General features: G+C 63.3%; 23 protein-coding genes and 2 pseudogenes. 11 read left to right on the forward strand and 14 right to left on the reverse strand.

Translation table 11 applies throughout. The features are described from left to right. Positions 1 to 225: 225 nt before the first annotated feature. The gene (locus G454_RS22505; protein WP_281168494.1) at positions 226 to 720 is read left to right on the forward strand and encodes a hypothetical protein; all 495 of its coding nucleotides are present in this window, start codon (positions 226 to 228) and stop codon (positions 718 to 720) included. Beyond that, a pseudogene (locus G454_RS22220) lies at positions 602 to 1,400 on the forward strand (ATP-binding protein). The gene G454_RS22505 and the pseudogene G454_RS22220 overlap by 119 nt, the downstream one beginning before the upstream one ends. Here the strand turns inward: G454_RS22220 and icmB are convergent. From icmB to G454_RS0116710, 12 genes and pseudogenes are all read right to left on the reverse strand, one after another. Beyond that, positions 1,356 to 1,757, reverse strand: a complete 402-nt coding sequence (icmB, locus tag G454_RS0116655) for a coenzyme B12-dependent isobutyryl CoA mutase small subunit (RefSeq protein ID WP_027719458.1) — start codon at positions 1,755 to 1,757, stop codon at positions 1,356 to 1,358. The pseudogene G454_RS22220 and the gene icmB sit on opposite strands and share 45 nt — an antisense overlap. A 34-nt stretch (positions 1,758 to 1,791) precedes the next feature. Then, on the reverse strand, positions 1,792 to 3,456 hold the full coding sequence (locus G454_RS0116660; RefSeq protein WP_211230155.1) for an acyl-CoA mutase large subunit family protein: 1,665 nt from the start codon (positions 3,454 to 3,456) through the stop codon (positions 1,792 to 1,794). A 3-nt stretch (positions 3,457 to 3,459) separates the two neighbouring features. Then, positions 3,460 to 4,434 (reverse strand): methylmalonyl Co-A mutase-associated GTPase MeaB, encoded by a 975-nt coding sequence (gene meaB, locus G454_RS20045; protein WP_051276664.1) that lies wholly within the window; start codon positions 4,432 to 4,434, stop codon positions 3,460 to 3,462. Positions 4,435 to 4,446: 12 nt separating this feature from the next. Then, a pseudogene (cobO, locus tag G454_RS0116670) lies at positions 4,447 to 4,986 on the reverse strand (cob(I)yrinic acid a,c-diamide adenosyltransferase); the annotation flags it as partial. Positions 4,987 to 5,000: 14 nt separating this feature from the next. Next, complete coding sequence (locus G454_RS0116675) at positions 5,001 to 6,149, reverse strand: acyl-CoA dehydrogenase (protein WP_483782835.1); 1,149 nt, start codon at positions 6,147 to 6,149, stop codon at positions 5,001 to 5,003. Continuing rightward, positions 6,146 to 7,327 carry an acetyl-CoA C-acetyltransferase gene (locus G454_RS0116680; RefSeq protein WP_027719462.1) on the reverse strand — a complete coding sequence of 394 codons (1,182 nt, stop codon included), beginning with the start codon at positions 7,325 to 7,327 and terminating at the stop codon, positions 6,146 to 6,148. The genes G454_RS0116675 and G454_RS0116680 overlap by 4 nt, the downstream gene beginning before the upstream one ends. Before the next feature lie 154 nt (positions 7,328 to 7,481). After that, complete coding sequence (locus G454_RS0116685) at positions 7,482 to 7,676, reverse strand: hypothetical protein (protein ID WP_027719463.1); 195 nt, start codon at positions 7,674 to 7,676, stop codon at positions 7,482 to 7,484. Positions 7,677 to 7,689: 13 nt separating this feature from the next. Beyond that, on the reverse strand, positions 7,690 to 8,646 hold the full coding sequence (locus G454_RS0116690) for an acyl-CoA dehydratase activase (protein ID WP_027719464.1): 957 nt from the start codon (positions 8,644 to 8,646) through the stop codon (positions 7,690 to 7,692). Then, entirely contained in the window at positions 8,647 to 9,723 is a 1,077-nt protein-coding gene (locus G454_RS0116695; RefSeq protein WP_027719465.1) for an acyl-CoA dehydratase activase-related protein, read from the reverse strand. 4 nt (positions 9,724 to 9,727) lie between these two features. Further along, a complete protein-coding gene (locus G454_RS0116700; RefSeq protein WP_027719466.1) occupies positions 9,728 to 10,708 on the reverse strand; it encodes an acyl-CoA dehydratase activase-related protein in 981 nt (326 codons plus the stop codon). A gap of 94 nt (positions 10,709 to 10,802) precedes the next feature. Beyond that, a complete protein-coding gene (locus tag G454_RS20050; RefSeq protein ID WP_051276666.1) occupies positions 10,803 to 12,107 on the reverse strand; it encodes a glycosyl hydrolase family 18 protein in 1,305 nt (434 codons plus the stop codon). Positions 12,108 to 12,301: 194 nt separating this feature from the next. Next, complete coding sequence (locus G454_RS0116710; protein WP_027719467.1) at positions 12,302 to 12,739, reverse strand: Hsp20/alpha crystallin family protein; 438 nt, start codon at positions 12,737 to 12,739, stop codon at positions 12,302 to 12,304. A 178-nt stretch (positions 12,740 to 12,917) separates the two neighbouring features. Here G454_RS0116710 and G454_RS0116715 point away from each other — a divergent pair, with 178 nt between their 5' ends. After that, a complete protein-coding gene (locus G454_RS0116715) occupies positions 12,918 to 13,535 on the forward strand; it encodes a DUF3786 domain-containing protein (protein ID WP_027719468.1) in 618 nt (205 codons plus the stop codon). Beyond that, entirely contained in the window at positions 13,528 to 14,100 is a 573-nt protein-coding gene (locus G454_RS0116720; RefSeq protein ID WP_027719469.1) for an NUDIX hydrolase, read from the forward strand. The genes G454_RS0116715 and G454_RS0116720 overlap by 8 nt, the downstream gene beginning before the upstream one ends. Here the strand turns inward: G454_RS0116720 and G454_RS20055 are convergent. Continuing rightward, positions 14,047 to 14,658 carry a septum site-determining protein MinC gene (locus tag G454_RS20055; RefSeq protein WP_051276669.1) on the reverse strand — a complete coding sequence of 204 codons (612 nt, stop codon included), beginning with the start codon at positions 14,656 to 14,658 and terminating at the stop codon, positions 14,047 to 14,049. The two genes, G454_RS0116720 and G454_RS20055, sit on opposite strands and share 54 nt — an antisense overlap. Positions 14,659 to 14,835: 177 nt before the next feature. Here G454_RS20055 and galT point away from each other — a divergent pair, with 177 nt between their 5' ends. Together galT and glgA are read left to right on the forward strand one after the other, a co-directional pair. Next, a complete protein-coding gene (gene galT, locus G454_RS0116730) occupies positions 14,836 to 15,885 on the forward strand; it encodes a galactose-1-phosphate uridylyltransferase (protein ID WP_027719470.1) in 1,050 nt (349 codons plus the stop codon). Continuing rightward, entirely contained in the window at positions 15,878 to 17,371 is a 1,494-nt protein-coding gene (gene glgA, locus G454_RS0116735) for a glycogen synthase GlgA (protein WP_027719471.1), read from the forward strand. Before galT ends, glgA begins: the two co-directional genes overlap by 8 nt. Before the next feature lie 68 nt (positions 17,372 to 17,439). On the opposite strand, the gene G454_RS0116740 is transcribed toward glgA, so the two are convergent. Beyond that, positions 17,440 to 19,161, reverse strand: a complete 1,722-nt coding sequence (locus tag G454_RS0116740; protein WP_027719472.1) for a long-chain-fatty-acid--CoA ligase — start codon at positions 19,159 to 19,161, stop codon at positions 17,440 to 17,442. 162 nt (positions 19,162 to 19,323) lie between these two features. Between G454_RS0116740 and G454_RS0116745 the strand changes: the two genes are divergently transcribed. The 5 genes from G454_RS0116745 to G454_RS0116770 all read left to right on the forward strand — a co-directional run. After that, entirely contained in the window at positions 19,324 to 20,241 is a 918-nt protein-coding gene (locus G454_RS0116745; RefSeq protein ID WP_084413579.1) for an AAA-type ATPase lid domain-containing protein, read from the forward strand. A gap of 190 nt (positions 20,242 to 20,431) precedes the next feature. Next, positions 20,432 to 21,577 (forward strand): acyl-CoA dehydrogenase, encoded by a 1,146-nt coding sequence (locus G454_RS0116755; protein ID WP_027719474.1) that lies wholly within the window; start codon positions 20,432 to 20,434, stop codon positions 21,575 to 21,577. A gap of 25 nt (positions 21,578 to 21,602) precedes the next feature. After that, positions 21,603 to 23,564 (forward strand): acetoacetate--CoA ligase, encoded by a 1,962-nt coding sequence (locus G454_RS0116760; RefSeq protein ID WP_035108217.1) that lies wholly within the window; start codon positions 21,603 to 21,605, stop codon positions 23,562 to 23,564. Between the two features lie 260 nt (positions 23,565 to 23,824). After that, positions 23,825 to 24,970 carry an acyl-CoA dehydrogenase gene (locus G454_RS0116765; RefSeq protein ID WP_027719476.1) on the forward strand — a complete coding sequence of 382 codons (1,146 nt, stop codon included), beginning with the start codon at positions 23,825 to 23,827 and terminating at the stop codon, positions 24,968 to 24,970. A 46-nt stretch (positions 24,971 to 25,016) separates the two neighbouring features. Beyond that, positions 25,017 to 25,378 (forward strand): electron transfer flavoprotein subunit beta/FixA family protein (locus G454_RS0116770; protein WP_027719477.1); only part of this gene is annotated, 362 nt, incomplete at its 3' end.

The raw sequence follows: 25,378 nt of genomic DNA on the forward strand, positions 1-25,378 counted from the left end.
AAGCGGTCCGTGCCGGTTGTGGTCTTCCGGCGCAGCACTCCCGTCCGGGTGGGACTCCCGGGCCTAGGTCCCCTGTCGCCCTACCCCTCAGAGGGCAAATCAAGTATCCGGAAAGGAGGCGAATACCTGGTCTGGGGGCCGGCTCGACTGAGATTTCAAAACGGTCGGGTTTTTTGAACCAGGACCTGCTGACGCGCATCTGGCTGGCCCACGAGCCCGGAGGGGCTGGCGCGGCTGCAGAAGGCCGCGGTGGAGTCGCTGAACGACCTCATTGAGCGCCTGGCGCGGCACCGCGGCGCCAGCCCCCGCGAGATCGGCGCCGTGGCCGTGAGGGCCAACACGACCATGGTGCACCTCCTCCTGGGCCTCGACCCCTTTAACATCTGTCTGGTCCCCCACGTTCCGGTGGTAAAGGGCCCGGGTGTCGTCCCCGCCGGGGACCTGGGCCTGGCCGTGAACCTCCGTGCGCCGGTTTACTTCCTCCCCGCCGTGGCCGGCTGCCTGGGGGGGAGACGTGGTGGGGGGTCTGCTGGTGAGCGGCCTGCACCGGCGGGAGGAGCTTTCCCTTTTTGTGGACATCGGTACCAACGGCGAGATCGTGCTGGACAACCGGGAGTGGCTGCTGGGGTGTGCGGGGGCCGCCGGGCCGACCCTGGAGGGCGGGGTGGCGGCCTGCGGCATGCGTGCCGCGCCCGGGGCCATAGACCGCGTGAGGATTGACGCGGCCACCGGGGAGGTGCGCTACACCACCATTGGTGGGGGGCCGCCGGCGGGCATCTGCGGCTCCGGGTTGGTGGACTGTCTGGCGGAGATGCTTCTTGCGGGCATCATCGACCGCGCCGGGTGCTTTACCGAGGGGGCGGGAAAAGTTCACCCTGGTGCCGGCAGAGGAGACGGCCACGGGGCGGGAAATTGCCGTTACCCAGACGGACATCCAGAACTTCCTGCGCACCAGGGGGGCGGTGAATGCCGCCCTGGAGCTTTTGCTGGAGAGCGTGGGGCTTTTCCCGGGCGACATCGGGCGGTTTTACGCCGCCGGGGCTTTCGGGGAGCACCTGGACTTGGAGTCGGCGGTGACCATCGGCCTCTACCCGGACCTCCCCCGGGAGAGAATGGTGCGCCTGGGCAACGCTTCCCTAGAGGGGGCGAAGCTGGCCCTTTTGTCCGGCGAGGCGCGAAAGGAGGCGGGCGTTTTGGCCCGCCGCATCACCTACATCGAGCTCAACGACAGCCAGGCTTTCATGAGCAAGCCGGTTCTTCCCCCACACCAACATCGACCTTTACCCCACGGTAAAGGCAAAGCTGGCCGCGCGGGGGCTGCTGAAAGAAAATTAACCTGCGGGATGTGCCGCAGGTTAGACTTTTACGTGGTTGCGTATCCACTCCACAATGTCGTCTAAAGGCGTGCCCGGCGTAAATATTTCCTTGGCCCAGCCCCCTTCCTTGAGGGCCTTGACGTCCTTTTCCGGGATGATGCCCCCGGCAATGACGGTGATGTCGCCGGCCCCCCTCTCCCGCAGGAGCTGCGTGACCATGGGGATGAGGGTCATGTGGGCGCCGGAGAGGATGCTTAAGCCCACCACGTCCACGTCTTCCTGGATGGCCGCCTCCACGATCTGCTCCGGCGTCTGGTGCAGGCCTGTATAGATGACTTCCATGCCCGCGTCCCGCAGGGCCCGGGCGATGACCCGGGCGCCGCGGTCGTGGCCGTCGAGGCCGGGCTTGGCGATGAGCACCCTGATCCTCCTGCTGCTCACGGTTTCCCCTCCTTCAGGCAAAGGCTTCGGGCTTTTAGAAGGTCGGCTTTTCCTTGTACTCGCCGAAGACTTCCTTCATGGTCTGGATTATTTCCCCTTCCGTGGCGTAGGCCTTGACGCAGTCCATGATGTAGGGGATGAGGTTGTCCGTGCCCTCGCAGGCGCGGCGCAAGGCGTCTAAAGTTTCCCGCACGCGGATGTTGTCGCGCTCCCGGCGCAGCTTCTGCAGGCGCTCGATTTGCTCCTGCTCTACCCGGGGGTCTATTTCCAGGATCTCGATCTCGATTTTCTCGTCGGGATTGACGAACTCGTTCACGCCCACCAGGATGCGCTGCTTGGTGTCCAGCGCCTTCTGGTAGCGGTAGGCGGCATCGGCAATTTCCTGCTGGAAGTAGTTTTGCTCGATGCAGGCCAGCACGCCGCCCCGCCGCTCAATCTCCTCCAGGTACTTTTCCGCCTCCTCTTCCATCTTGTTGGTCAGGTACTCCACGTAGTAAGAGCCTGCCAGCGGGTCGATGACGTTGGCCACGCCCGTTTCATAAGCCAGGATCTGCTGGGTGCGCAGGGCGATCTGCACCGCCTTTTCCGTGGGCAGCGCCAGCACCTCGTCCATGGAGTTGGTGTGCAGTGACTGGGTGCCGCCCAGTACGGCGGCCAGGGCCTCGTAGGCCGTGCGCACGATGTTGTTTTCCGGCTGCTGGGCGGTCAGGCTGCAGCCCGCCGTCTGGGTGTGGAAGCGCAGCATCCAGGAGCGCGGGTCCTTGGCCCCGTACTTTTCCCTCATGCGGCGGGCCCAGATGCGCCGCGCGGCGCGGTACTTGGCTATCTCCTCAAAGAAGTCGATGTGCGCGTTAAAGAAGAAGGAGAGCCGGGGCGCAAACTCGTCCACGTCCAGGCCCGCCTTAATGCCGGCCTCCACGTAGGCGAAGCCGTCGGCCAGGGTAAAGGCTAGCTCCTGCACGGCGGTGGCGCCCGCCTCCCGGATGTGGTAGCCGCTGATGCTGATGGTGTTCCACTTGGGCACGTGCTCCTTGGCGTACTTAAAGATGTCGGTGATGATGCGTAGAGACGGCTCCGGCGGGAAGATCCAGGACTTCTGGGCGATGTACTCCTTCAGGATGTCGTTCTGGATGGTCCCCGTCAGTTGCTCGGGTCGCACCCCCTGCTTTTCGCCCACGGCAATGTACATGCACCAGATGATGGCCGCCGGGCCGTTAATGGTAAAGGAGGTGCTGATCTTATCCAGGGGGATGCCGTCAAAGAGGATTTCCATGTCCTGCAGCGAGTCGACGGCCACGCCGCAGCGCCCCACCTCCCCCCGCGAGCGCGGGTGGTCGCTGTCGTACCCCATAATGGTGGGCATGTCAAAGGCCACGCTCAGCCCCGTCTGCCCCTTTTCCAGGAGGTACTTGTAGCGCTTGTTGGACTCCCTGGCCGTGCCGTAGCCGGCAAACTGGCGCATGGTCCAGAGCTTGCCCCGGTACATGTTGCAGTAGACGCCGCGGGTGTAGGGGTACTGCCCGGGAAACCCCAGGTCGCGCATGTAGTCAAAGCCCTCGAGGTCGAGAGGGGTGTAAAGGTCCTTTACCTCCATGCCGGAAACCGTTTCAAAGCGGCAGTCCCGGTCCTTCCACTGGCAGCGCGTTTTTTGCCACTCTTCCAGGCCCCGTTTGATTTCCTCGCGCTTTTTCTCCTCCACCTTTTATTCCTCCTTTCCCCGGGCGAATTTTGCCAATTGTGCCTTTTCTCCGACCGCAAGAAGGCCGGCCATGATTTCCCGTGCGGCGGTGTAGGGGTCCTTTTGGCGGGTGGCCACCTGCTCCACCAGGCCGCACCGCGCGTTGAGGTGCCGGGCGACCAGCTCCTCCAGCTGGCGCCGCACCAGGTCTAAAAGCTCGCGGTGTGCCTTCTCCCTCTCCCTGGCGGCGCCGTTGTCCCGGCGGCAGGCGCGGTGCCTCTTGATGGCCTCCCAGAGCTCGCGTATGCCCCGGTGCTCGTGGGCCACGGTGGAGAGCACGGGGGGCCGCCAGCCGTTTAAGCGCGGGGAAAGATCGAGCATGGACTCTATGCTCGTGGCCATCTGGACCACGCCGCCCAGGTCGGCCTTGTTGATGACGAAGATGTCGGCAATTTCCATGATGCCGGCTTTAATCACCTGGACGTGGTCGCCCGCGTGGGGGGTGAGGACCACCAGGGTGGTGTCGGCGTGGTACATGATGTCCAGCTCCGACTGGCCGACGCCCACCGTTTCCACCAGGATAACCTGGCAGCCGAAGGCGTCCAGCACCCTGATGGCGTCCCTGGTGGCCTGCGCCAGCCCCCCCAGGCTCCCCCGCGTGCCCATGCTGCGGATGAACACGCCCGGGTCGGTGGCGTGCTCCTGCATGCGGATGCGGTCGCCCAGGAGCGCCCCTCCGGTAAAGGGGCTGGTGGGGTCCACGGCAATGATGCCCACCTTTTGGCCCTCGGCGCGGATCTCCCTGGTGAGCGCGTCGGCCAAGGAGCTCTTGCCGGCGCCGGGGGAGCCCGTTAAGCCCACCACGTGCGCCCTTCCGGTAAAGGGGTATATTTGCGCTAAAAGCTCCTCCTTTTCCGGGGCGTTGTTTTCCATGATGCTGATCAGCCTGGCGGCGCTCCGCCGGTCCCCGGCCAGGAGCTTTTTCACCAGCTCGTGCATGGGCGTCCCCCCTTAAAAGTCAATGCCCCGCCGGTTTTCCGCGCCGCGGTAGTAGGGGTGGTTGATGAGCACCATCTCGGTAACCACGTCGGCGGCCCTCATGAGCCTGGGGTGGGCGTAGCGCCCGGTGAGCACCAGCTCCACGTGGGCGGGCTTGTTCCTCATGAGGTCCAGCACCTCTTCCAGGGGAATGAGCCGGTAGTCCACGGCAACGTTTATTTCATCCAGGATGACCAGGTCGTACTCCCCCGAGGCCACGGCCCGGCGGGCTATCTCCATCCCCTTTTGAGCCAGGGCCACGTCCTCCGGGGAAGGGTTGTCTTCGTCCACAAAGGTTTCCAGGCCGGACTGCACGATGGTGAAATCGGGAAGGTACCTGGCGGCGGCTTTGAGCTCGCCGTAGTCCTTGCTTCCCTTCATGAACTGCACCATGAACACGCGGTAGCCCTGGCCGATGGCCCGCAGGGCCAGGCCCAGGGCGGCGGTGGTCTTTCCCTTGCCGTTGCCGGTGTACACGTGCACGTAGCCTCTTTCCAGGCGCGGGCGCATGCAAAAACCCCCAGCTTTTACTTCAAGAGGTGCCTGGCAATGACCAGGCGCTGGATCTGGTTGGTGCCCTCGTAAATCTGCGTCACTTTAGCGTCCCGCATGTAGCGCTCCACCGGGTACTCCTTGCAGTAGCCGTACCCGCCCAGGATCTGCACCGCGTCGGTGGTCACCTGCATGGCCGTATCGGTGGCAAAGAGCTTGGCCATGGAGGCCTCCTTGGAGTGCGGCAGCCCCATGTCCTTAAGGCGGGCGGCGCGGTAGACGAGCAGCCTGGCGGCGTCAATGCGGGTGGCCATGTCGGCCAGCATGAACTGGATGGCCTGGAACTCGGCAATGGGGCGGCCAAACTGCACCCTCTTCTTGGCGTAGTCCAGGGCTACGTCAAAGGCCGCCTGGGCGATGCCCAGGGCCTGGGCGCCGATGCCGATGCGCCCGCCGTCTAAAAGCGACATGGCAATTTTAAAGCCTTCCCCTTCCGCGCCCAGGAGGTTCGCGCGGGGTACGCGCGCGTTGTCGAAAATGAGTTCCCCCGTGGGGTCGCCGTGGAGCCCCATTTTTTCTTCGATTTTACCTACGGTAAAGCCCGGGGTGTCGCGCTCCACGAGCAGGCAGGAAATCCCCTTGTGCCTGCTTCCCGGGGAAGTGCGCACGAAGGTGACGTAGAGGTCGGCTTCCCCGGCGCTGGTGATAAAGAGCTTTGAGCCGTTGACGATGTAGTAGTCGCCCTCCAGGCGGGCGGTAGTAGAGAGGTTGGCCGGGTCGGAGCCGGCGTTGGCTTCCGTCAGGGCGTAGGCGCCCAGCCACTCGCCGCTGGCCAGCCTGCGCAGGTAGCGCTCCTTTTGCTCCTGCGTGCCGAATTGGAGCAGGGCAAAGCAGGCCAGGGAAGTGTGCACGGCCAGGATCACGCCCGTGGAGGCGCAGGCCCGCGAGATTTCCTCCACGGCAATGATGTAGGAAAGGAAGTCGCAGCCCGCCCCGCCCCACTCCTCGGGGATGGGGATGCCCATGAGGCCCAGCTCGGCCATCCGCTGGATGTTCTCGCGGGGGAAGCGGTGCTGGCGGTCGATTTCCACGGCACGCGGCGCAAACTCGTTCTGGGCCAGGCGCCTGACGGTGTCCCGCATCATGATTTGCTCGTCGGTTAGCTGGTACGGCACCTCGCTCACTCCTCCACGCGCACCATGACGGCTTCGCCCTGGGCGGCCCCGCTGCAGATGGCCGCTATCCCAATGCCCCCGCCCCGGCGGCGCAGCTCGTAAATGAGGGTCATGAGGATGCGGGCGCCGCTGGCGCCAATGGGGTGGCCGAAGGCGATGGCCCCGCCGTTGACGTTTACCTTTTCGGGGTCCCAGCCCACAATTTTCTGGCTCACCAGCACCACGGCGGCAAAGGCCTCGTTGACCTCCAGGAGGTCCACCTGGTCTATTTTCATCCCGTGCCTGGCCAGGAGCTTGTTGATGGCCAGGCCGGGCACCGTGGCAATGTACTTGGCGTCCTGGGAGACGCAGGCGTGCCCCAGGATGGTGGCCAGCGGCTTTAGGCCCAGCTCCGCGGCCTTCTCCCGCGACATGACCACCAGCGCCCCCGCGCCGTCGTTCACCCCCGGGGCGTTGCCGGCAGTAACGGTGCTCTCGGGGTCAAACACCGGGGGAAGGCGGCGCAGCGCCTCTAAGCTGGTGTCCCGCCGCGGTCCCTCGTCGCTCTCCACCACCACCGGCGGGCCCTTTTTGCCGGGCACCTCCACGGGAACGATCTCCTCCTTAAGGAGCCCGGCGTCCTGGGCGGCCACGGCGCGCCGGTGGCTCCGCAGGGCCCACTCGTCCTGCTCTTCACGGGAGATGCCGTACTCCTTGGCCACCTCGCTGCCGTGCAGGGCCATGTGGCGGTTGTAGAAGGCGCACCAGAGGCCGTCGTGGACCATGAGGTCCACCAGCTTGGTGTCGAACATGCGCTGCCCCCAGCGGATGCGGGCAAAAAAGGGGGCGTTGCTCATGCTTTCCATCCCCCCGGCCACCACGACATCCGCCTCCTGGGCCTTGATCATCAGGTCGGCGAGGGTCACCGCCCGCAGGCCCGAAGCGCACACCTTGTTGATGGTATCGGAAGGCACTTCCCAGGGCAGGCCGGCCAGGCGGGTGGCCTGGCGGGAAGGTATCTGCCCGGCACCGCCCTGCAGCACCATGCCCATGAAGACGTAGTCAACCTGGTTGCCGGAAAGAGAAGCCCTGGCCAGCGCCTCCCTGATGGCTATGCCGCCGAGCTCTACCGCCGAGAGAGGCGCCAGGGCTCCCCCGAACTTGCCAAAGGGAGTCCGGGCGGCGCTGACGATAACTGCCTGGCGCAAGTTTTTACTCACCTCCTTGAGGGGTCGCCGGGATGCCCGTGCAATATCCATGCCAGGTGGGGGCAGTAGGAGCCCGGCAGGCGGCCTTTTGGCTGCAGGGCGCACTGTGTATCTGCTCGGTGACAGGGGGGTTAATTCATGTAGACATAAAAAATTAGGCCGTCTTGCGGCCCCAGAGGAGGTAGAGGAACAGACCGAGGCCCAGGAAAGCGGTGGCAAAGAGGCCCCAGGCAATGACCTCTCCCCAGGGCCGGGTGCGGCGGCGGGCATCAAAGGCTACCCAGAGGCCGCTGCTCACCATGATGAGGAGCAGGAGCAGGGTGGCTACGGCGGATGCCTGCGTCGTCAAGGTGCTCTCCTCCTTACACGACGTCCCAGCGGGGGCAACGGGCTCCCCAGCGCCCGATGACCCGCCCGTCCTCGTACATTTCGGCAATCTCGCAGGAGTTGGGGCAGCCGTCGCAGAGGAAGCTCCGCGTGCGGTACTCAAGCTCCGCCACGGCAAACCCCTTGAAGTTGGTGCGCCCGGTCCTGGCCACCTCTTCCGCGGCCAGCTGGGCGGCGCCGATGGCGCCCATGATCTTATGGTGCTCCGGCACCACCACCGGCATGCCCAGGTAGTGCTCAAAGGCGGCCTTGATGCCCACGTTGGCGGCCACGCCGCCCTGGAAGACCACCGGCGGCAGGATCTCCTTGCCCTTTCCCACGTTATTGAGGTAGTTGCGCACCAGTGCCTCACACAGGCCCCTGATGATGTCCGGCAGCGGGTGGCCCATCTGCTGCTTGTGGATCATGTCCGACTCGGCAAAGACGGTGCAACGCCCGGCAATACGCACCGGGTTGGTGGACTTTAAGGCCAGCTCCCCAAAGTGCTCGATGGGGATGTTTAGGCGGGCGGCCTGCTGGTCCAGGAAGGAGCCCGTTCCCGCCGCGCAGACGGTGTTCATGGCAAAATCTACAACCACGCCGTTACGCAGGATGATTATTTTCGAGTCCTGGCCGCCGATTTCCAGCACCGTCTGTACGCCCGGCACCATCATGCAGGCGGCCACGGCGTGGGCGGTAATTTCGTTTTTCACCACGTCCGCGCCCACCATGGCTCCCGCCAGGTAGCGCCCGCTGCCCGTCGTGCCCACCCCGGCAATTGCTACCCCGGGGGGGAGGAGCCCGGCAATTTCCCGCAGGCCGTCCTGGATGGCTTCAATGGGCCGGCCCCGGGTGCGCAGGTAGAGGCCGGCCAGGACTTCCCCGGCCTCGTTGAGTACCGCCAGGTTGGTGCTGACTGAGCCGACGTCGATGCCCAGGTACGCCTTGGCCATTTAGGGTCCCTTCCTCCGCCTCATCAGGTCCACAAAGGCCTCCAGGCGGGTAATCATTCCCGCCTTGCCCGTTTGCTCGTCCAGGAAAAAGGTGAGCACGGGAATGCCGAAGTCCCTGCTCACCCTGGTCAGGATGGTGCGGGCCACAATTTCCGGGATGCAGGTGAAGGGCGCCAGCTGGATGACCCCGTGGAAGCCGCGCTTGGCGAAAATGACCGTGTTGCCCACGGAGTCCCGCCCGTGGCCGCCCAGCAGCTCCGGCAGGTAGGGGAGGGCGGCGTCCTTTACGGTCAGCACCTCGTGGGTTTCGGCCCAAGTGTTGTCCCGGGTCCAGCCGGTTAAAAAGATGGACCTCTCCACTTCCACGCCCATGTGGCCCAGCGCCTCTTCAATTTCCAGGTTGCTGGCCGGCTCCAGGAGCACGTACACCTCCCCCACGATGCCCACCTTGAAGACCTCCCGCGCGGGGTCCTGGGGCACCTTCTGCAGCTCTTCCGCCGCCGCCCTTTCCGCCTCCACAATCTCGCGCATGGTGTAGGCGCGGTCCACCCACTCCAGCACCCGCCGGTAGACGCGCGTGGTTTCGCCCGCCCTTAACTCCCGGGGGCGGATTTTGTGGGTGAGCTTTTCCAGGTTGTCCAGGGCCTGCAGCTTGCGCCAGGCGCGGCGCACGCACTCGTAAATGGCCCGGAAGGAGAGGCGGTGGGGGTTGAGGCGCCTTACGCTGTGCAGGAAGTCCAGGGGGTAGAGCCGCGGGGGCTCGAGGACCACAACGTCCACCGCGTAACCCAGGGAGCGGAGGATTTTCTTGTGCAGTTGGGCGTAGTGGCCGGCGCGACAGGGCCCCACCCCGCCCGTGGTGACGATAAGCTCCACCCCCTGGGGGCAGGTTTCCAGGTAGGTGCCCAGGAGTATTTTTACCGGGAAACAGGCAAACTCGGGCGCGTGGCGCACGCCCAGGTCGAGGGTGCGGCGGCTGGGCCGCGGCGGCACGATCACCTCGTTCCCCAGGTCTTCCATGAGCATTTTAAAGGCGCGGTAAGACTCCCCCACGTGGGGAAAGGTGACTCTGGGCATCGTCCTACCACCCTGCCTTCGGGCGCCTGACCATGTCCACAAAGGCCTCTATGCGCGTGGCCATGCCCGCTTCCCCGGTGTGCTCGTCCACGGTGAGGGTCAGGAAGGGAACCTCCGGGTGGCGGCGCAGGGCCTGCTCCAGGTACTTGCCCACCATAGCGTCGGGCCCGCAGCCAAAGGCCGTGACGTGGATGAGGCCGTGCACCCTGCGGGAGGAGAGGAGGTAGAGGGCGGCGCGGTAGACCAGGTCGCCCGGCGTCCAGAAGAGCCGCTTGTCCAGCGGCAGAGGTTGCCGGTAAAGGAGGCGGGGGGGAATGTTTTCTAGGGTGATGACCCCCACGCCCATTTTTTGCAGCCTGGCAATTAGCCCCACGCTAATGTACGGGTCGTGCACCAGGTAGGGGTAGCCCAGCACGCCGAAGACCAGCCGGCCCCTGCGATCCGGGGGGCGCTTTCCCGTGGGGGAGCTTTTTCCCGGCGCTGCCTCGCCGGGCAAAAGGCCCTTTTGCAGGAGGGTAAGGTAGCGGCGCTGGGCCTTCCAGGCTAAAAGATAGGCGCGGGCCACGGCGGCGTGCTTTGCGCCCAGGGCCCTGCCTGCCTGCCAGTAAGCTTTGGGGAGGGCATGCAGGCCCTCCCGCACGTCTATGCGTATGTCGATGAGCGGCGGGCTGCCGGTAAAGGTGTGGCGGATCATGTCCGGGAGGCCCAGGAACTTCGGGCAGTAGGTGGTCTGGTAATTGAGGCACACCAGGCGGGGGACAAAGAGAAAGTCCACCTCGGGCATGAGGGCCTGCACGTGCCCGAAGTAGAGCTTGACGGGCACGCAGGCGTCGGCAAGGGCTTCCTTTACCCCGAGATCCAGAATCTGCTTGTTGGTGCTCCCGGAGGTGACCACCCTGGCCCCGAGCTCGCGGAAGAAGGTTTCCCAGAAGGGGTAGAACCAAAAGTAGAGCAGGGAGCAGGGGATGCCCACGCTGGGGGCCAAAAGTAAACCCTCCCGGCAAAATCGTGCGGTTTTATTTTACAACTAATTCTGGTGCAGATCCAGGGAATCCTTTCCTTATACGCCTTTGTGGCTCCTACCCCTTTTCCACGGTAAACTTGTCCCCGATAACCTTCCACCCCTGGGGATCCTCCAGCCCCAGTCGCCAGACGGCTATGCCTTTAAGCCCATACCTGGCGACCAGGTCCAGCTTGCCGGCCCAGCTGCTGGCGTTTTCAAACCACAGCTCGTGCGGGGAGCCGTTTTCATCTATGTATTTCAAGTACGGCGCCTGAGCCCTTTCGTCCCAGCGTACCGGCGTGCCGTAGCGGCTGGCGGTCTCGCAGGCCAGGCGGTAGGAGAGGTAGCGGGGAGGTTGCCCGTCCCCGTTCCAGTCGAAGCCGTAGGCGGGGATGCCCAGGAGGATCTTCTGCGGGAGGATGCGCTCCACGGTGTAGCGCACGGCCTTTTCCACCCAGGGAAGAGAAGCAATGGGGCCCGGGCCGCTGTACAGGCCGTGCTCGTCGTAGGCCATGATCACCACCTGGTCGGCGTAGCGGGCTGCGGTCCGGTAATCAAAGGCGCTTCCCCAGCCGGCCTGGTCGTCACTTAATCTGGCCGGCAGGGCCACGGAAAGCACATAGCCCGCGGGCTTTAGCTGGGCGGACAGCTCGGCCAGGAATTGATTAAACAGCTGGCCGTCCTGCGGGTAGAGGTCTTCAATGTCGATCTCCACGCCGTCAAACCCTTTCTCCTTTAAGATGTTGAAAATGTTCATGACCAGGGCGTGCCGCCTTTGAGGGTCCGATAACGCCAGGCGTGCCACATCCCTTCCCCGGATCCCGCTGCCGTAGAGGAGGTTGTGTACCAGCACCAGCACCTTGATCTTTTTTTCCCGCGCCAGGGCCAGGACCTGCTGGATTTCGGAGGCCGGAAGGTAGTCCATGGCCTCCAGCCGGCCCGGGGAGAGGGGATGGAGGCGGTAGGAAAAAAGGGCTACACAGGTGAGGGCATCGCCATGGGCCTTTAGGGTTTCCAAGGAGGAGGGGAGGGGCCACTCTTCCCCGGTGTAGTAGCCCATGACCGTTTTCAGGGGCTTTTGCGGGGCACCCAGCAGCCCGTCCAGCAGGGCGCGGGTGAGGGGGCCGACGATGCCGTCTGGGACCAGCCGGTAGTCGGCCTGCAGCCTGCTCACGGCGGCAGCCGTAAGGGGCCCGAAGTAGCCCGTGGCCGGCGCGGCCAGGTAACCGAGCTGGCGCAGCTGGTTCTGGAGGAAAAGGACTTCCGGCCCGGAGTCCCCCTGTCTTAAGAGCTGCCCGGCGTAGGAGAAGGGGATAAAGGCCAGCAGGAGCAGGGCCGCCGCCAGGGACAGGGGGATAACTCTTCTTCTTAGTTTTGACATGATTGCCTCCTCTAGGTAGGGTTTCCGCAAAAATTCTACCAGTTTCCAGCGGGGAATGCATTAAAAAATATATTCCAGGGAAGCCATTTTATGAAAAAAGCACCTGCCGCCGTCGCGCGGCAGGTGCCGGGCCCTGCGCCCTCTTCATAAAGATGCCCGTGCAGGGGATTTCTGCTTCCCGCGCCCTTCTTGCTTTAATGGATGTCTACCCTGTGGACGTTTCCCCTGCCGGGCTCCTTTTTGGGCACGCGCACCTCCAGGATGCCGTTCCTGTAGGTGGCCCTGGCCTGCTCCGGCCTTACCTCTGCCGGCAGGGGCACGGTGCGGCTGAAAGTGCCGTAGAAGCGCTCGCTGTGGTAGTAGTCCTCATGCCTTTCCTCCCCTTCCCTTTTGACTTCTCCCCTGATGGTGAGGCTGTTTTCCGTCAGCAGCACCTCGATATCGTCCTTGGAGGCAAGGCCCGGCAGCTCGGCGGTGGCCACCACTTCCTGGTCGGTCTGGTAGATGTCCATGCGGGGGCCGGCTGCCTCAGGCGACCAGGGCCCCCGCCACCAGGGGCCGGTAAAGAGGCGGCTGAGCTGCTGGCGCAGGCTGTGTAGCTCGGCAAAGGGATCCCAGCGCACAAGGCTCACGAAGCAAAGCACCTCCCGGAAAAATTCTTTTAGGGTCCTCTTAAAGAGAATTTTTCGCGGAAGGCGCGGCAGATATACCTGCGGAAGCTGCGGGGAGGAAAAGGGGGCGAAAGCGGCGAAGCCTGTTTATGAAGCCTTTTCTCTTCACACTTTAAAAGGGGGGAGTTTTTTGCCCTGGATGAACCTCGGGCCGGCGCACCGCCTGGCGCGGGAGGAGTTTGCCGGGCGGGATCCCGAAGCCATGGCCTATAACGCCGCCGTGCCCTTCGACCCCGCGAAGAAGGAGTTCTGCGTGCCCTTCCTGGGCGCGCGCTACCTGGTGCGTTACCCGGAAGGCGAGGTGGTGGAGGAGGGCGGCTCCAGGGAAGTGCCCCAGGAGGTGCAGATCCTCCTGCTGCATTATCTGTCCAAGGCCACGCCGGCCCTCCCCGAGGGGCGGTGGATAGCCTTCCAAGAACTGCCCGGCGGCTTCATCTACACGGGCCCCTTTTACAACCGGGCCGTGCGCCCCCTGGTGGGGCTCTTCGGCCAGAGGCCGGACCTGCTGGTGCGCGCGGCGGAAATGCTGGGCGGGGAAAGGATAGAGGGCGGCGATGTGGCGGTATGCATACCGGTGCTGCCCAAGGTACCCCTGGCCTTTCTCATCTGGACCGGGGACGAGGAGTTTCCTCCTGCGGGCAACGTGCTCTTCGATGCCTCCGCGCCCCGGCACCTGCCCACCGAGGACTACGCCCTGCTCCCCGGCCTGGTGCTGGGGAAAATAAAGGACCTGCTGCGGGGTGGTAACCTTGGCTGAACTGGGGGAAAAAACGCTGCATTCCCAGGTAATCTACCGGGGGAAGATCCTTAACCTGAGGGTGGACAGGGTCTTGCTGCCCAACGGAACCGAGGGCTTGCGGGAAGTGGTCGAGCACGCCGGTGCCGTGGCCGTGGTGGCCCTCACGGAAGAGGGGGAAGTCGTCATGGTCCGCCAGTACCGGTACGCCGTGGGCAGGCACTTACTGGAAATACCGGCAGGGAAACTGGAGGAAGGGGAGGACCCCTTGCAGTGCGCCAAGAGGGAACTGGCCGAGGAAACAGGCTATACCGCCCGCCGCTGGGAGCCCCTCCTGAGCTTTTATTCCACGCCGGGCTTTTCCAGCGAGAAGATGCACCTTTTCCTGGCCCGGGGGCTGGAAAGGGGCGGCCAGGCTCCCGACGAGGACGAGTTCCTGCAGGTGGTCAAGGTTCCCCTGGCGGAGGCCCTGGGTATGCTGTGGCGCGGGGAGATCTGTGACGCCAAGTCTGCCGCGGGGCTTTTAGCCGCCTCATGGCTTCTGGCGCGGGAGGGAAGGCAGGAAGACCACCCTCCCCTCCCTTAGGAGCGCGGTGACCGGCCCGCCCGTGGCGGGCGGCGCTTCCGGCGGGTCGGCCAGCACGCCGGCAATGAGGAGGGTGGTGGGGCTGAGCGCAAAGGCCGCAATGAGGGCTTCTTCATTTCCCCCGTAGCCGGCGTGAAGCGACCCCTGGCCGTAGCCCATGATGATGATGCTCCCCCCCGCCACCACCTGTGCCCCCGGGTGAACGTTGCCCAGCACGACCACGTGGCCCGCGTGGCGCACTTCCTGGCCGGAGCGCAAGGGGCCGTAGACCAGCCGGGCGGGCTCTCCCGGAACAGGCCTTCTTTTCCTTTCAGGGGGCCAGGGGATCTGGGGGGCGGGAACCAGCCCGTAGCGGCGGCAGAGGTTTTCCAGCTCCAGCTGCTGGCTGGGGCTGATGGCCCTCCCGTAAACGATAAAGCGCGCGCCCCGGAAAAAGTGGGGAGCGGCTTCCATTTTTTTCTTCAGGGAGGTTTTGAGCTCTTCAAATTCCCGGGTGGGGTCCAGCATGATGACCAGGCCCTCCCGGGTTCCCTTGATCTTCACGGCTTCCCCGGACATGGTGCCTCCCCCGCTGCACGGGAAGTCTCTATAAAATCCTCTTCGCTTTCTGCCGCCATTTTCCTACCTGCGGTTCCCTTTTTCGCTTAACTTTCTGTAATAAAGGCTGCTTTTTTGCGGTAAATTTAACATTAGGCCTGTATGAGGGAGAAATTTGTGCGCAGAGGAGGGGAAAAAGTGCCCCAGTGGAGAAAGGACCCGCTTGTGGACCGCTGGGTGGTGGTGGCTACCGAGAGGGCCAAGCGGCCCTGCGACTTTAAGGTCCCCGCTTACGAAACAAAGGGCGAGCGGTGCCCCCTGTGCCCGGGCCATGAAGGGGATACCCCCCCGGAAGTCCTGTCTTTTCGCCGTGAGGGCACCCAGCGCGATACGCCGGGCTGGTGGATCAGGGTGGTGCCCAACAAGTTTCCCGCCGTGCGCGTGGAGGCCCGGGAGGGCGTTTACCGCCGGGGTATATACGATTTCATGGACGGCCTGGGGGCCCACGAGGTGGTGGTGGAGGCGCCTGCCCACGAGCCCTTCCTGGAGAACCTCAGCGGGCGGCAGCTGGAGGAGGTAATCCGGGCCTGGCAGCAGCGCTCCCTGGACTTGAGAAAAGACGGGCGCTTAAAGTACATAGCCATCTTTAAAAACTTTGGCCAGGTGGCAGGGGCCTCTTTAGAACACACCCACTCCCAGATCCTGGCCATACCTATGGTGCCCAGGGAGGTGCGGGAAGAGCTGGAGGCCCTGAAGCAGCACGCCCGCCTGACAGGCAAGTGCGTCCTTTGCCAGGTGCTCGACCAGGAAATCCGGGAGCAGGAGCGGCTTGTCGTGCAGGGGGGGAGTTTTTTGAGCTTTGCCCCCTTTGCCTCCCGCTTTCCCTTTGAAACCTGGATCGCGCCCCGGGAGCACCAGCACGATTTTGCCGCCGTGCGCCATGACCAGGTGCGGAACCTGGCGGGGGTGTTGAGGGAGACCCTCCTGCGCCTGCAGAAAAGCCTGGGCGGGGCGCCCCTGAACGTCGTCCTGCACACCGCCCCGGTAAACGAACCGGATACCCACTACTACCACTGGCACCTGGAGATCCTGCCCCGCCTGACCACCATTGCGGGCTTTGAACTGGGTACCGGTTATTATATTAACCCCACGCCTCCGGAGCTGGCCGCCTCCATCCTGCGGGAGCAGGAGGTCTTTTGCGCGCCTCCAGTGATGGAGGTCCAAAAGGGGGCCGTGCAGTATGTTTGACCGCCCCTTGAAGGTGCTCTTTATTTCTTCCGAGGTGGTGCCTTTTGCCAAAACGGGGGGGCTGGCCGACGTGGCCGGGTCCCTGCCCAAGGCCCTGGCCACGGTGGGCAACGAGGGACCGGGCCACGACGTGCGCATTGCCATGCCCCACTACAAGGGCATTGAAGGGGCGGCCTACCGCCTGGACTTCCCGGTATTTTTCCAGGGGCGGGCGGAAACGGCCATCATCCGGGAGAGCGGCATTGAGGCCCATTACAAGGGCGAGCACCGTACCGTGCCCGTCTACCTGGTCGACAACCACCACTATTTTTACCGGGACGGCCTCTACATGTTTCCCGATGAGGCCGCGCGGTTTGCCTTTTTCTGCCGCGCGGTGCTGGAGATGCTGCCGCGCCTGAACTGGCAGCCCGACATCCTCCACTGCAACGACTGGCAGACCGGCCCCATACCCTTCTTTTTAAAGGTGCGCTACAGGCACGATCCCTTTTACCACCGCATGGCCACCGTGTTTACCATCCACAACCTCCAGTACCAGGGGAACTTCCCCAAGGAGACGCTGACCCTCCTAGGGGTAGGGGAGGAGTATTTTACGCCGCAGCTGCTGGAATTTTACGGGACGGTCAGCTTCATGAAGATGGGCATCCTGTACGCCGACGTCATCACTACGGTGAGCAGGACTTATGCCGCGGAGATCCAGCGCCCGGAGATGGGCGAGCGCATGGACGGCCTCCTGCGCAAGAGGTCCCACGACCTCTACGGCATCGTCAACGGCATCAACTATCACGAGTTCAACCCCCGCACCGACCCCCGTATTTACCGCAACTACGACGTGGAGAGCATCGAAAACAAGAGGGAAAATAAGGTGGCCCTGCAAAAGGAGATGAACCTGCCGGTGAGGGACGTGCCCCTCTTAGGGATGATTTCCCGCCTGGTGGACCAGAAGGGGCTGGACCTGGTGGCGGAGGTGGCCGACAGGCTCCTCTCCCAGGACGTGCAGCTGGTGGTGCTGGGCAGCGGGGACCGGTACTACGAGGAGATGTTCCGCGAGATCCAGAGGCGCTACCCGGAGAAGGTAGGGGTGTACATTGGGTTTAACGCCATCCTGGCCCAGCGCATTTACGCCGGCGCCGACATGTTCCTGATGCCCTCTCGTTTTGAACCCTGCGGCCTGGGGCAGCTCATTGCCATGCGCTACGGTACCGTTCCCGTGGTGCGGGCCACGGGAGGCCTGGCCGACACGGTGGTGGATTACAACCCGGCCACCGGCACGGGTACCGGCTTCGTTTTTTACGAGTACAAGGGGGACGCCTTCTACCACGCCCTCCAGCGGGCCCTTTTCGTCTACCGGGAGCAGCCGGAGCAGTGGAGGAGGATCGTGCGGGAGGGGATGGAGAGGGACTTTTCCTGGGCCCGCTCGGCGGTGGAGTACCTCCAGCTCTACCAGGAGGCCCTGAGCCGCCACCTGGCCAGGGCAAAGGTTTCCTGAAAAAACCTCCCCGGGAAAGGAAAACCGCCCCCAAACGGATAACGGGGGCGGTTTTGCGTGGCCGCCTTTTATGAAAAAGTTACCCCGCCCGGTCCCTGGTGCCTTTTCTTTTCTTCCTCCACGAGCACCCGGCGCAGTATTTTGCCCACCGTGGTTTTGGGGAGCTCGTGGCGGAATTCGATGTGCGTGGGGATCTTAAATTTGGCCAGCCTTTCCCGGCAGAACTCCCGGATTTCTTCGGCGGTCAGGTTCTCGCCCGGTCGCGGCACTACCCACACCTTTACCGTTTCCCCCCGGTAGGGGTCCGGAATGCCTCCTGCCGCCACTTCCAGCACCTTGGGGTGCTCCTTGATCACCTCTTCGATCTCGCGGGGGTAAATGTTGTAGCCCCCGGCAATGATCATCTCCTTTTTGCGGTCCACAATGTAGAAGTACCCGTCCTCGTCCATGCGCGCCAGGTCGCCCGTATAAAGCCAGCCGTCCCGCAGCGCCAGGGCCGTTTCTTCCGGCTTATTCCAGTAGCCGGCAAAAACCTGAGGGCCTTTAATTACCAGTTCGCCCACCTCGCCGGGCGGCAGTTCAGTGATGCCGTCCTCCATGCTGACGATCTTACAGTCCACGTCCGGTAGGGGCATGCCGATGGACCCGCGGCGGTTTTCCCCCAGGAAGGGGTTGCAGTGGGTGGCCGTGGGGGCTTCCGAGAGCCCGTAGCCTTCCCGCAGCACGGCCCCCGTGAGGGCTTCAAACTTCTGCTGCGTTTCGGAGAGCAGCGGGGCAGAGCCGCTGATGCAGGCCTTGATGCTGCTCAAGTCGTACTTTTTCACGTCCGGGTGGTTGTTGATGGCGTTGTACAGGGTGGGGACGCCGGGGAAAACAGTGGGGCGATGTTTTTGAATGGCAAAGAAGATGTTGCGGAGGTCCCGCGGATCGGGCAGGAGAACCAGCGGGGCCCCGAAAGAAAGGGCAAAGGCCAGGCAGGTGACCATGCCGTAAACGTGGAAGAGAGGTATGGCGGCCAGGACCACTTCCCGGCCCTCCTGGGCCATGACGTACCAGGCCCTGATCTGCAGGGCGTTGGCCACCAGGTTGCGGTGCAGGGCCATGGCCCCCTTGGGGGTGCCGGTGGTGCCGCCGGTGTACTGCAGGAGGGCCAGGTCGTCGGGGCCGACCTCTGTGCGCGGGCGCTCGTGGGGCCGGTGGCGTATGATGAGCTCCCGGAAGGATATGTCTCCCGGGGCAGGTGCCACCCTGTCGCCGCTTTTCTTTTCCTTGAGCAGCGTAAAAAGGAGGCGCAGGGCCGGGGACATATAATCCTTAATGTTGGTAACCACGATGGTTTTTACCGGGGTCCGCTCCTGGATTTTCTTTAGCTGCGGGTAGAAGCGGCTCATGACTATGGCCACCTTTGCCCCTGCATCGCTCAGCTGGTGCTCCATTTCCCGCGGGCTGTAGAGGGGGTTGGTGGCCACCACCACGGCACCCAGCTTGAGCACTGCAAAGTAGGAGATGACGAACTGGGGTGAGTTTACCATGAGCAGGCCCACGCGGTCTCCCTTTCGCACGCCCAGGGAGTGAAGGCCGGCAGCCAGGCGGTCCGTCAGCTCGTTGAGCGCGGCGTAGGTCAGCCGCGAAACGGCAAAGTTTCCCGGGGCGGGCTGGAAAATAAGCGCCGGTCTTTCGGGGTGTTTCTTGGCATACTCTTCCAAAAAGTGGGTCAGGGGCACGGGCGGGTACTCCAGGGTGTGGGGGACGCCGGGATCGTAGTTTTGCAGCCAGGGCCGCTCGCTCATTTTAACCCTCCGTCCGGTTTTGTTTTGGGACTCGAGAGCGGGAACTAGTTCTGTATTTTCTATATTTTTAGCTAATTAGCCGCATTCCTCCCTTTTCTTTTTGCAAACTGAATTGTTAAAATATTGTGAAGAGTTGGCCGCAGGGCCCGGGCTGGTGAGACGGTGGAGCAGGGGCAGTTGCTGGAGCGCATTGCCGGGTGCAGCCCGGCAATAGCGGCTTTAAAGAAAGAGCTTCCCGGGCTGGCTGGGGGGAGCTTCCACCTGTTGATCGTCGGGGAAAAGGGCACGGGGAAGGAGTTCTGGGCCAGGGTCGTGCATGAGTGCGGGCCCCGGCGGGCGGGCCCGTTTGTAAAGGTGCGGTGCCGGGAGCTTTACGGCGAGCCGCCGGAAAAGCTGGAGGCCAGGCTGCGTGGCTCCCGCGGCGGCACGGTTTTCCTGGAAGAGGTAGGGGAGTTGCCCCTCCCTGCCCAGGGCCGGCTGGCGAGGTTCCTGCAGGAGGTGCCCCGGAAGGTGCGCTTTGTGGCCGCCTCCACCGCCGACCCGGAAAAGATGGTCGGCTACGGCAGGCTCCGCCGGGACGTCTATGGTGCGCTGGCCGGCAGAATAATATGGCTTCCCCCCTTGCGGGAGCGCAAGGAGGACATCCCGCTCCTGGTGGAAGCCTTCCTGCAGGAATTCGCGGCGGGGAAGAAGCCGGTGGCCGGGGTTGACCCTAGGGTGCTGGCCCTCTTTGCGCGCTACCCCTGGCCGGGCAACGTGCGGGAACTGCGGGAGTGCGTCGGGGCGGCGTGCCTTTTTGCCGGCAGCCGGGGCGTTATCGGCCTGGCCCACCTGCCCGCCTACCTTTTGGGGTGGGAAGGGGAGCCGTCCTTTGCCCGGGAACTGGCGCAAAAGGTAGGGGAAGCCTTAAAGGGCAGGAAGGCCTTGGGGGAAATCATGGAGGAGGTGGAGAGGGTGCTGGTGGCCCGCGCCCTGGCGGAAAGCGGGGGAAACAAGGCCAGGGCGGCGCAGCTCCTGGGCATCTCCCGCCCCGGCCTTTACAAGAAACTGATGAAGTATTCTCTTACCTTCACCGGTTAGTTGTTAAGGGTTATTGACATTACAACGGGAGTGAACAAGGGGGAAACAAACCGCGTGCAGGCCGGATGGCCTTTTTGTTTTTTAGCCCCCCTTTTTTTACTTTTGGGGGCCGGAGCGGGGCAGATGATCCTTTATTTGCTTTGGGGCAGGGTTGAAGCTAACTAATTCCGTGCGGTTGGGGGTTGGACCCGTGAACTTTGACTTGACCAAGGAGCAAAAGATGATCCGGGATGTGGTGCGGGAGTTTGCCCAGGGCGAGATAGCTCCCCGGGCCAGGGAAATTGACCGCACCGGGCAGTTTCCCCTTGATATTATTAAAAAAATGGCCGATTTAGATCTTATGGGGCTGCCCTTCCCCGAAAAATACGGGGGTGCGGGAGCAGACTATGTCAGCTACTGCCTGGCCGTGGAGGAGATCTCCCGCGCCTGCGCCTCTACCGGCCTCACCTACGAGGCGCACATTTCCCTGGGCTGCATGCCCATCTACCTCTTCGGCACCGAGGAGCAAAAGGAGAAATACCTCGTGCCCCTTTGCCGGGGGGAGTGCCTGGGGGCTTTTGGCCTCACCGAGCCCAATGCCGGCTCGGATGCCGGGGCCACGCAGACCACCGCCGTGGAGGACGGGGACTGGTGGGTCATTAACGGGTCCAAGTGCTTCATCACCAACGCCAGCTACGCCCGCTTTGTCACCATTACCGCCGTGACCGACCGCGCGCTGGGCAAGCGGGGGATAAGCAACTTTATTGTGCCCACCGATGCCCCCGGCTTTACCATCCGGGCCACCTACGAGAAGATGGGCCTGCACGGCTCCAACACCACGGAGCTCTTCTTTGACAACGTGCGGGTGCCCAAGGAAAACCTCCTGGGGGAAAGGAACAAGGGCTTCAAGCAGTTTCTGCAGGTGCTTGACGGGGGCCGCATTGCCATTGCGGCCATGGCCGTGGGCATTGCCCAGGCGTGCCTCGACGCCGCCCTGGCCTATGCCCGGGAGAGGGTGCAGTTCGGGCAGCCCATTGCCAGGTTCCAGGCCATCTCCTTTAAGCTGGCCGACATGGCCACCAACATTGAGCTGGCCCGCACCATGTACTTAAAGGCGGCCTGGCTCAAAGACCAGGGCCGCCCCGTGACCAAGGAGGCGGCTATGGTGAAGGTTTTTGCCTCCGAGATGGCCACCCGGGCGGCGCTGGACGCCATCCAGATCCACGGGGGATACGGCTACATGAAGGAGTTCCCCGTGGAGCGCTACCTGCGGGACGCCAAGCTGCTGGAGATAGGGGAGGGCACGTCGGAAATCAACCGCCTGGTGATTGCCAGGGCCATTGGCTGCTACCTCTAAAGTTTTAAGGGAGGGTTGTTTGGCGGTGAAGAAGAAGCCGCTATGGGTACCTTCGCCGGAGCGGGTTAGAGAGGCCAACATGACGCGGTTCACGGCCTTTGTCAACGAGAGATACAACCTGCACCTGCGGGACTACTTCGACCTCTACCGCTGGTCGGTGGAAAACATTCCCGATTTCTGGGCGGCCATGTGGGATTACGGGGGCATCGTGGCCTCCGCAGGGTACACGGCGGTGGTGGACGACTTGAGCAAATTTCCCGGCGCCCGCTGGTTCCCGGGGGCCAGGTTGAACTTTGCCGAAAACCTGCTGCGCTACCGGGACGACCACACGGCCCTTATTTTCCGCGGCGAGGGCGGCCGGAGAAAAACCATGACCTACAGGGAGCTTTACGACACGGTGGGGCGCCTGGCCCGCGCCCTGCGCGAGGCGGGTGTGGGACCGGGGGACCGGGTGGTGGCCTACATGCCCAACCTGATCGAGACTGCCGTGGCCATGCTTGCCGCCACCAGCATCGGGGCCATCTGGTCTTCCTGCGCCACGGACATCGGGCCCCAGGCCGCGCTCGACCGCCTGGGACAGGTGGAGCCCAAGGTGATGTTTACGGTGGACGGCTACGTGTACAAGGGCCGGCATTTCAGCACCCTGGCCAACGCCGCGGAGGTGGCACGGCACATCCCCTCCCTGGAAAAGGTGGTGGTCGTTCCCTTCATCTCCGCTGTGCCGGATGTAAAGGGCATACCCGGGGCCGTGCTGTGGGACGACTTTCTCGCTCCCGGCCCCGTGCCGCCGGAGTTTGTCCAGCTGCCCTTCGACCACCCGGTGTACATCATGTTTTCCTCCGGCACCACGGGGAAGCCCAAGTGTATGGTGCAGGGGGCCGGCGGGGTGCTCATCAACCACTTGAAGGAACTGCTCCTGCACACGGACCTAAAGCGCGCGGATCGCATTATGTACATCACCACCTGCAGTTGGATGATGTGGAACTGGCTGCTCAGCTCCCTGGCGGTGGGGGCAACGGTGGTCCTCTACGATGGCAACCCCAACCACCCGGACGCGGGGGCCATGTGGCGGCTCATAGAAGAGGAAAAAGTAACCATTTTCGGCTGCAGCGCCACTTACATTAATTACCTACGTAGCCAGGGCTTCAGCCCCGGGAAGGAATACGACCTCTCTTCCCTGCGCGAGATTTCCCAGACAGGGTCCCCCCTCTCCGCGGAAGGCTTTGCGTACGTGTACCGCGAGATAAAGGAGGACCTTCACTTTAACTCCATTTCCGGCGGCACGGACATCAACGGCTGCTTTGCCGCCGGCTCGCCCACCCTGCCCGTATACGCCGGCGAGCTGCAGGCCCCGGCGCTGGCCATGAAGATAAAGGCCTACGATGAGGAAGGGCGGCCCGTGTGGGACCGCCAGGGCGAGCTGGTCTGCGAGGCGCCGGCTCCTTCCATGCCCCTTTACTTCTGGAACGACCCTGAGGGGGAGAAATACCGCAGCGCGTACTTCTCCCATTACCCGGGGGTATGGCGCCACGGCGACTACATTGTCATGCACAGCGATACCGGCGGCATTACCTTCTACGGTCGCTCCGATGCGGTGCTCAAGCCTTCCGGGGTGCGCATCGGCACGGCGGAAATCTACAACGTGGTGGAAAAACTGCCGGAGGTGGCCGACAGTCTGGCCGTGGGCCAGAACTGGCAGGGGGATCAGCGGGTAATCCTCTTTGTGAAGCTGGCCGAGGGATACCGGCTCACCAAAGAGCTGGAGGAAAAGATCAAACGGGCGCTGCGCGAGCAGGCCTCGCCGCGGCACGTACCGCACCGCATCATTGCCGTTCCCGATATCCCCTACACCATGAATATGAAGAAGGTGGAGAGCGCCGTCGCCAACATCATTAACGGGCGCCCCGTAACCAACAGGGACGCGCTCGTTAACCCCGAATCCCTGGCCTTTTTCGAGCAGATCTTGCCGGAACTGCAGCAGGCCTGAGGGCCTGCTCATTTTTATGTAGTTAGATGAATGAGCACTCAGTCATTTACATTTTCCTTCCGCCGGGTTATAATTTTCTCGGGCCTGTCTCTTTCCCGAAAATAAAATTACCCCGCGTGTTTACGACCGTAAACGCGGGAGCCGGAGCGCGGGGGACTTGCGGGGTGTGGTTCTTTGGGTTTTTCCCGCCGCCGCGGGCAGGTATGCAATTTGCAAGCGCCTGGGGTGCGGCAAGAAAAAAGGGCAGGGGGGAAAGGGCTGTGCATTTCGCCTTAAGCGAAGAGCAGGAATTGCTGCGCCAGACGGTGAGGGAATTTGCGGAAAAGGAAGTGGCGCCCAAAGCTGCGGAGATGGACGAAAAGGAGGACTACGACTGGAGCCTGTGGGACAAGATGGCCGAGCTGGGCCTCACCGGCATTCCCTTCCCGGAGGAGTACGGCGGGGCGGGCATGGATCATCTTAGCTACGCCATTGCCGTAGAGGAGCTCAGCCGCGTCTGCGCTTCCACGGGCGTTTTGATTTCCGCCCATACATCCCTTTGCTGCTGGCCCATCTACGCCTTCGGTACGGAGGAGCAAAAGAAAAAGTACCTCGTCCCCCTGGCGGAAGGGAAAAAGGTCGGGGCGCTGGGGCTTACCGAGCCTGGAGCCGGGTCTGATGCCGGGTCCATCAGGCTCAGCGCCACAAAAGACGGCGACGAGTACGTGCTCAACGGCACGAAAATTTTCATCACCAATGCCGGCAGGGCCGACGTCTACGTCATTATTGCCCGCACGGACCCGGACCCCGGCAAAAAGCACCGGGGCATCACGGCCTTCATTGTGGAAAAGGGCACGCCGGGGTTCACCTTCGGCAAGAAGGAGAAAAAGATGGGCATCCGCGCCTCCTACACCTACGAGCTGGTCTTTGAAAACTGCCGCATTCCCAAGGAGAACATGCTCGGTAAAGAGGGGGAGGGATTCAAGGTGGCCATGGCTACCCTGGACGGGGGCCGCATCGGCATTGCCGCCCAGGCGGTGGGCATTGCCCAGGGCGCCTTTGAACAGGCCCTGGCCTACAGCAAGGTGCGCGAGCAGTTTGGCCGCCCCATTGCCGAAAACCAGGCCATCTCCTTCCTCCTGGCCGACATGGCCACGCGCATTGAGGCGGCCAGGCTGTTGACCTACAAGGCGGCCTTCCTGAAGGATAACGGCCTGCCGTACGGCAAGGAGGCGGCCATGGCCAAGCTTTTTGCCTCCGAGGTGGCCATGTGGGTGACCACCAAGGCCGTGCAAGTTCACGGCGGCTACGGCTACACGCGGGAGTACCCCGTGGAGCGCATGATGCGGGATGCCAAGATTACCGAAATTTACGAGGGCACCAGCGAGATACAGCGGCTGGTCATTGCTAACTACCTACTGAAATGATTAAAATGAATGATTAAATTAATCCTTAAAGGCGGGGTGGTAGGCATTGAAGATAGTCGTTCTGCCCAAGCAGACCTTTGACACGGAGGCCAAAATCACGCTGGACGCCGCGGGCAAGATCAACCGCGAGGGCGTAAACCTCATCATGAACCCCTACGACGAATTTGCCGTGGAAGAAGCATTAAGGCTCAAAGAAAAGCACGGCGGCGAAGTCACGGTGGTCTCCTTTGGGGGGCCCAAAGTGCCGGACATTTTGCGCCAGGCCCTGGCCATGGGTGCCGACAAAGCCGTGCACGTGGGAGACGAGGGCCTGGAGGAAATAGACGAGCACACCACGGCCACCATCCTGGCCAAAGTACTGCGCGACCTGGAATACGACCTCATTTTGGCCGGGTGGCGGGCCATAGA

The organism is Desulfovirgula thermocuniculi DSM 16036, assembly GCF_000429345.1.
GTDB classification, from domain to species: domain Bacteria; phylum Bacillota; class Desulfotomaculia; order Desulfotomaculales; family Desulfovirgulaceae; genus Desulfovirgula; species Desulfovirgula thermocuniculi.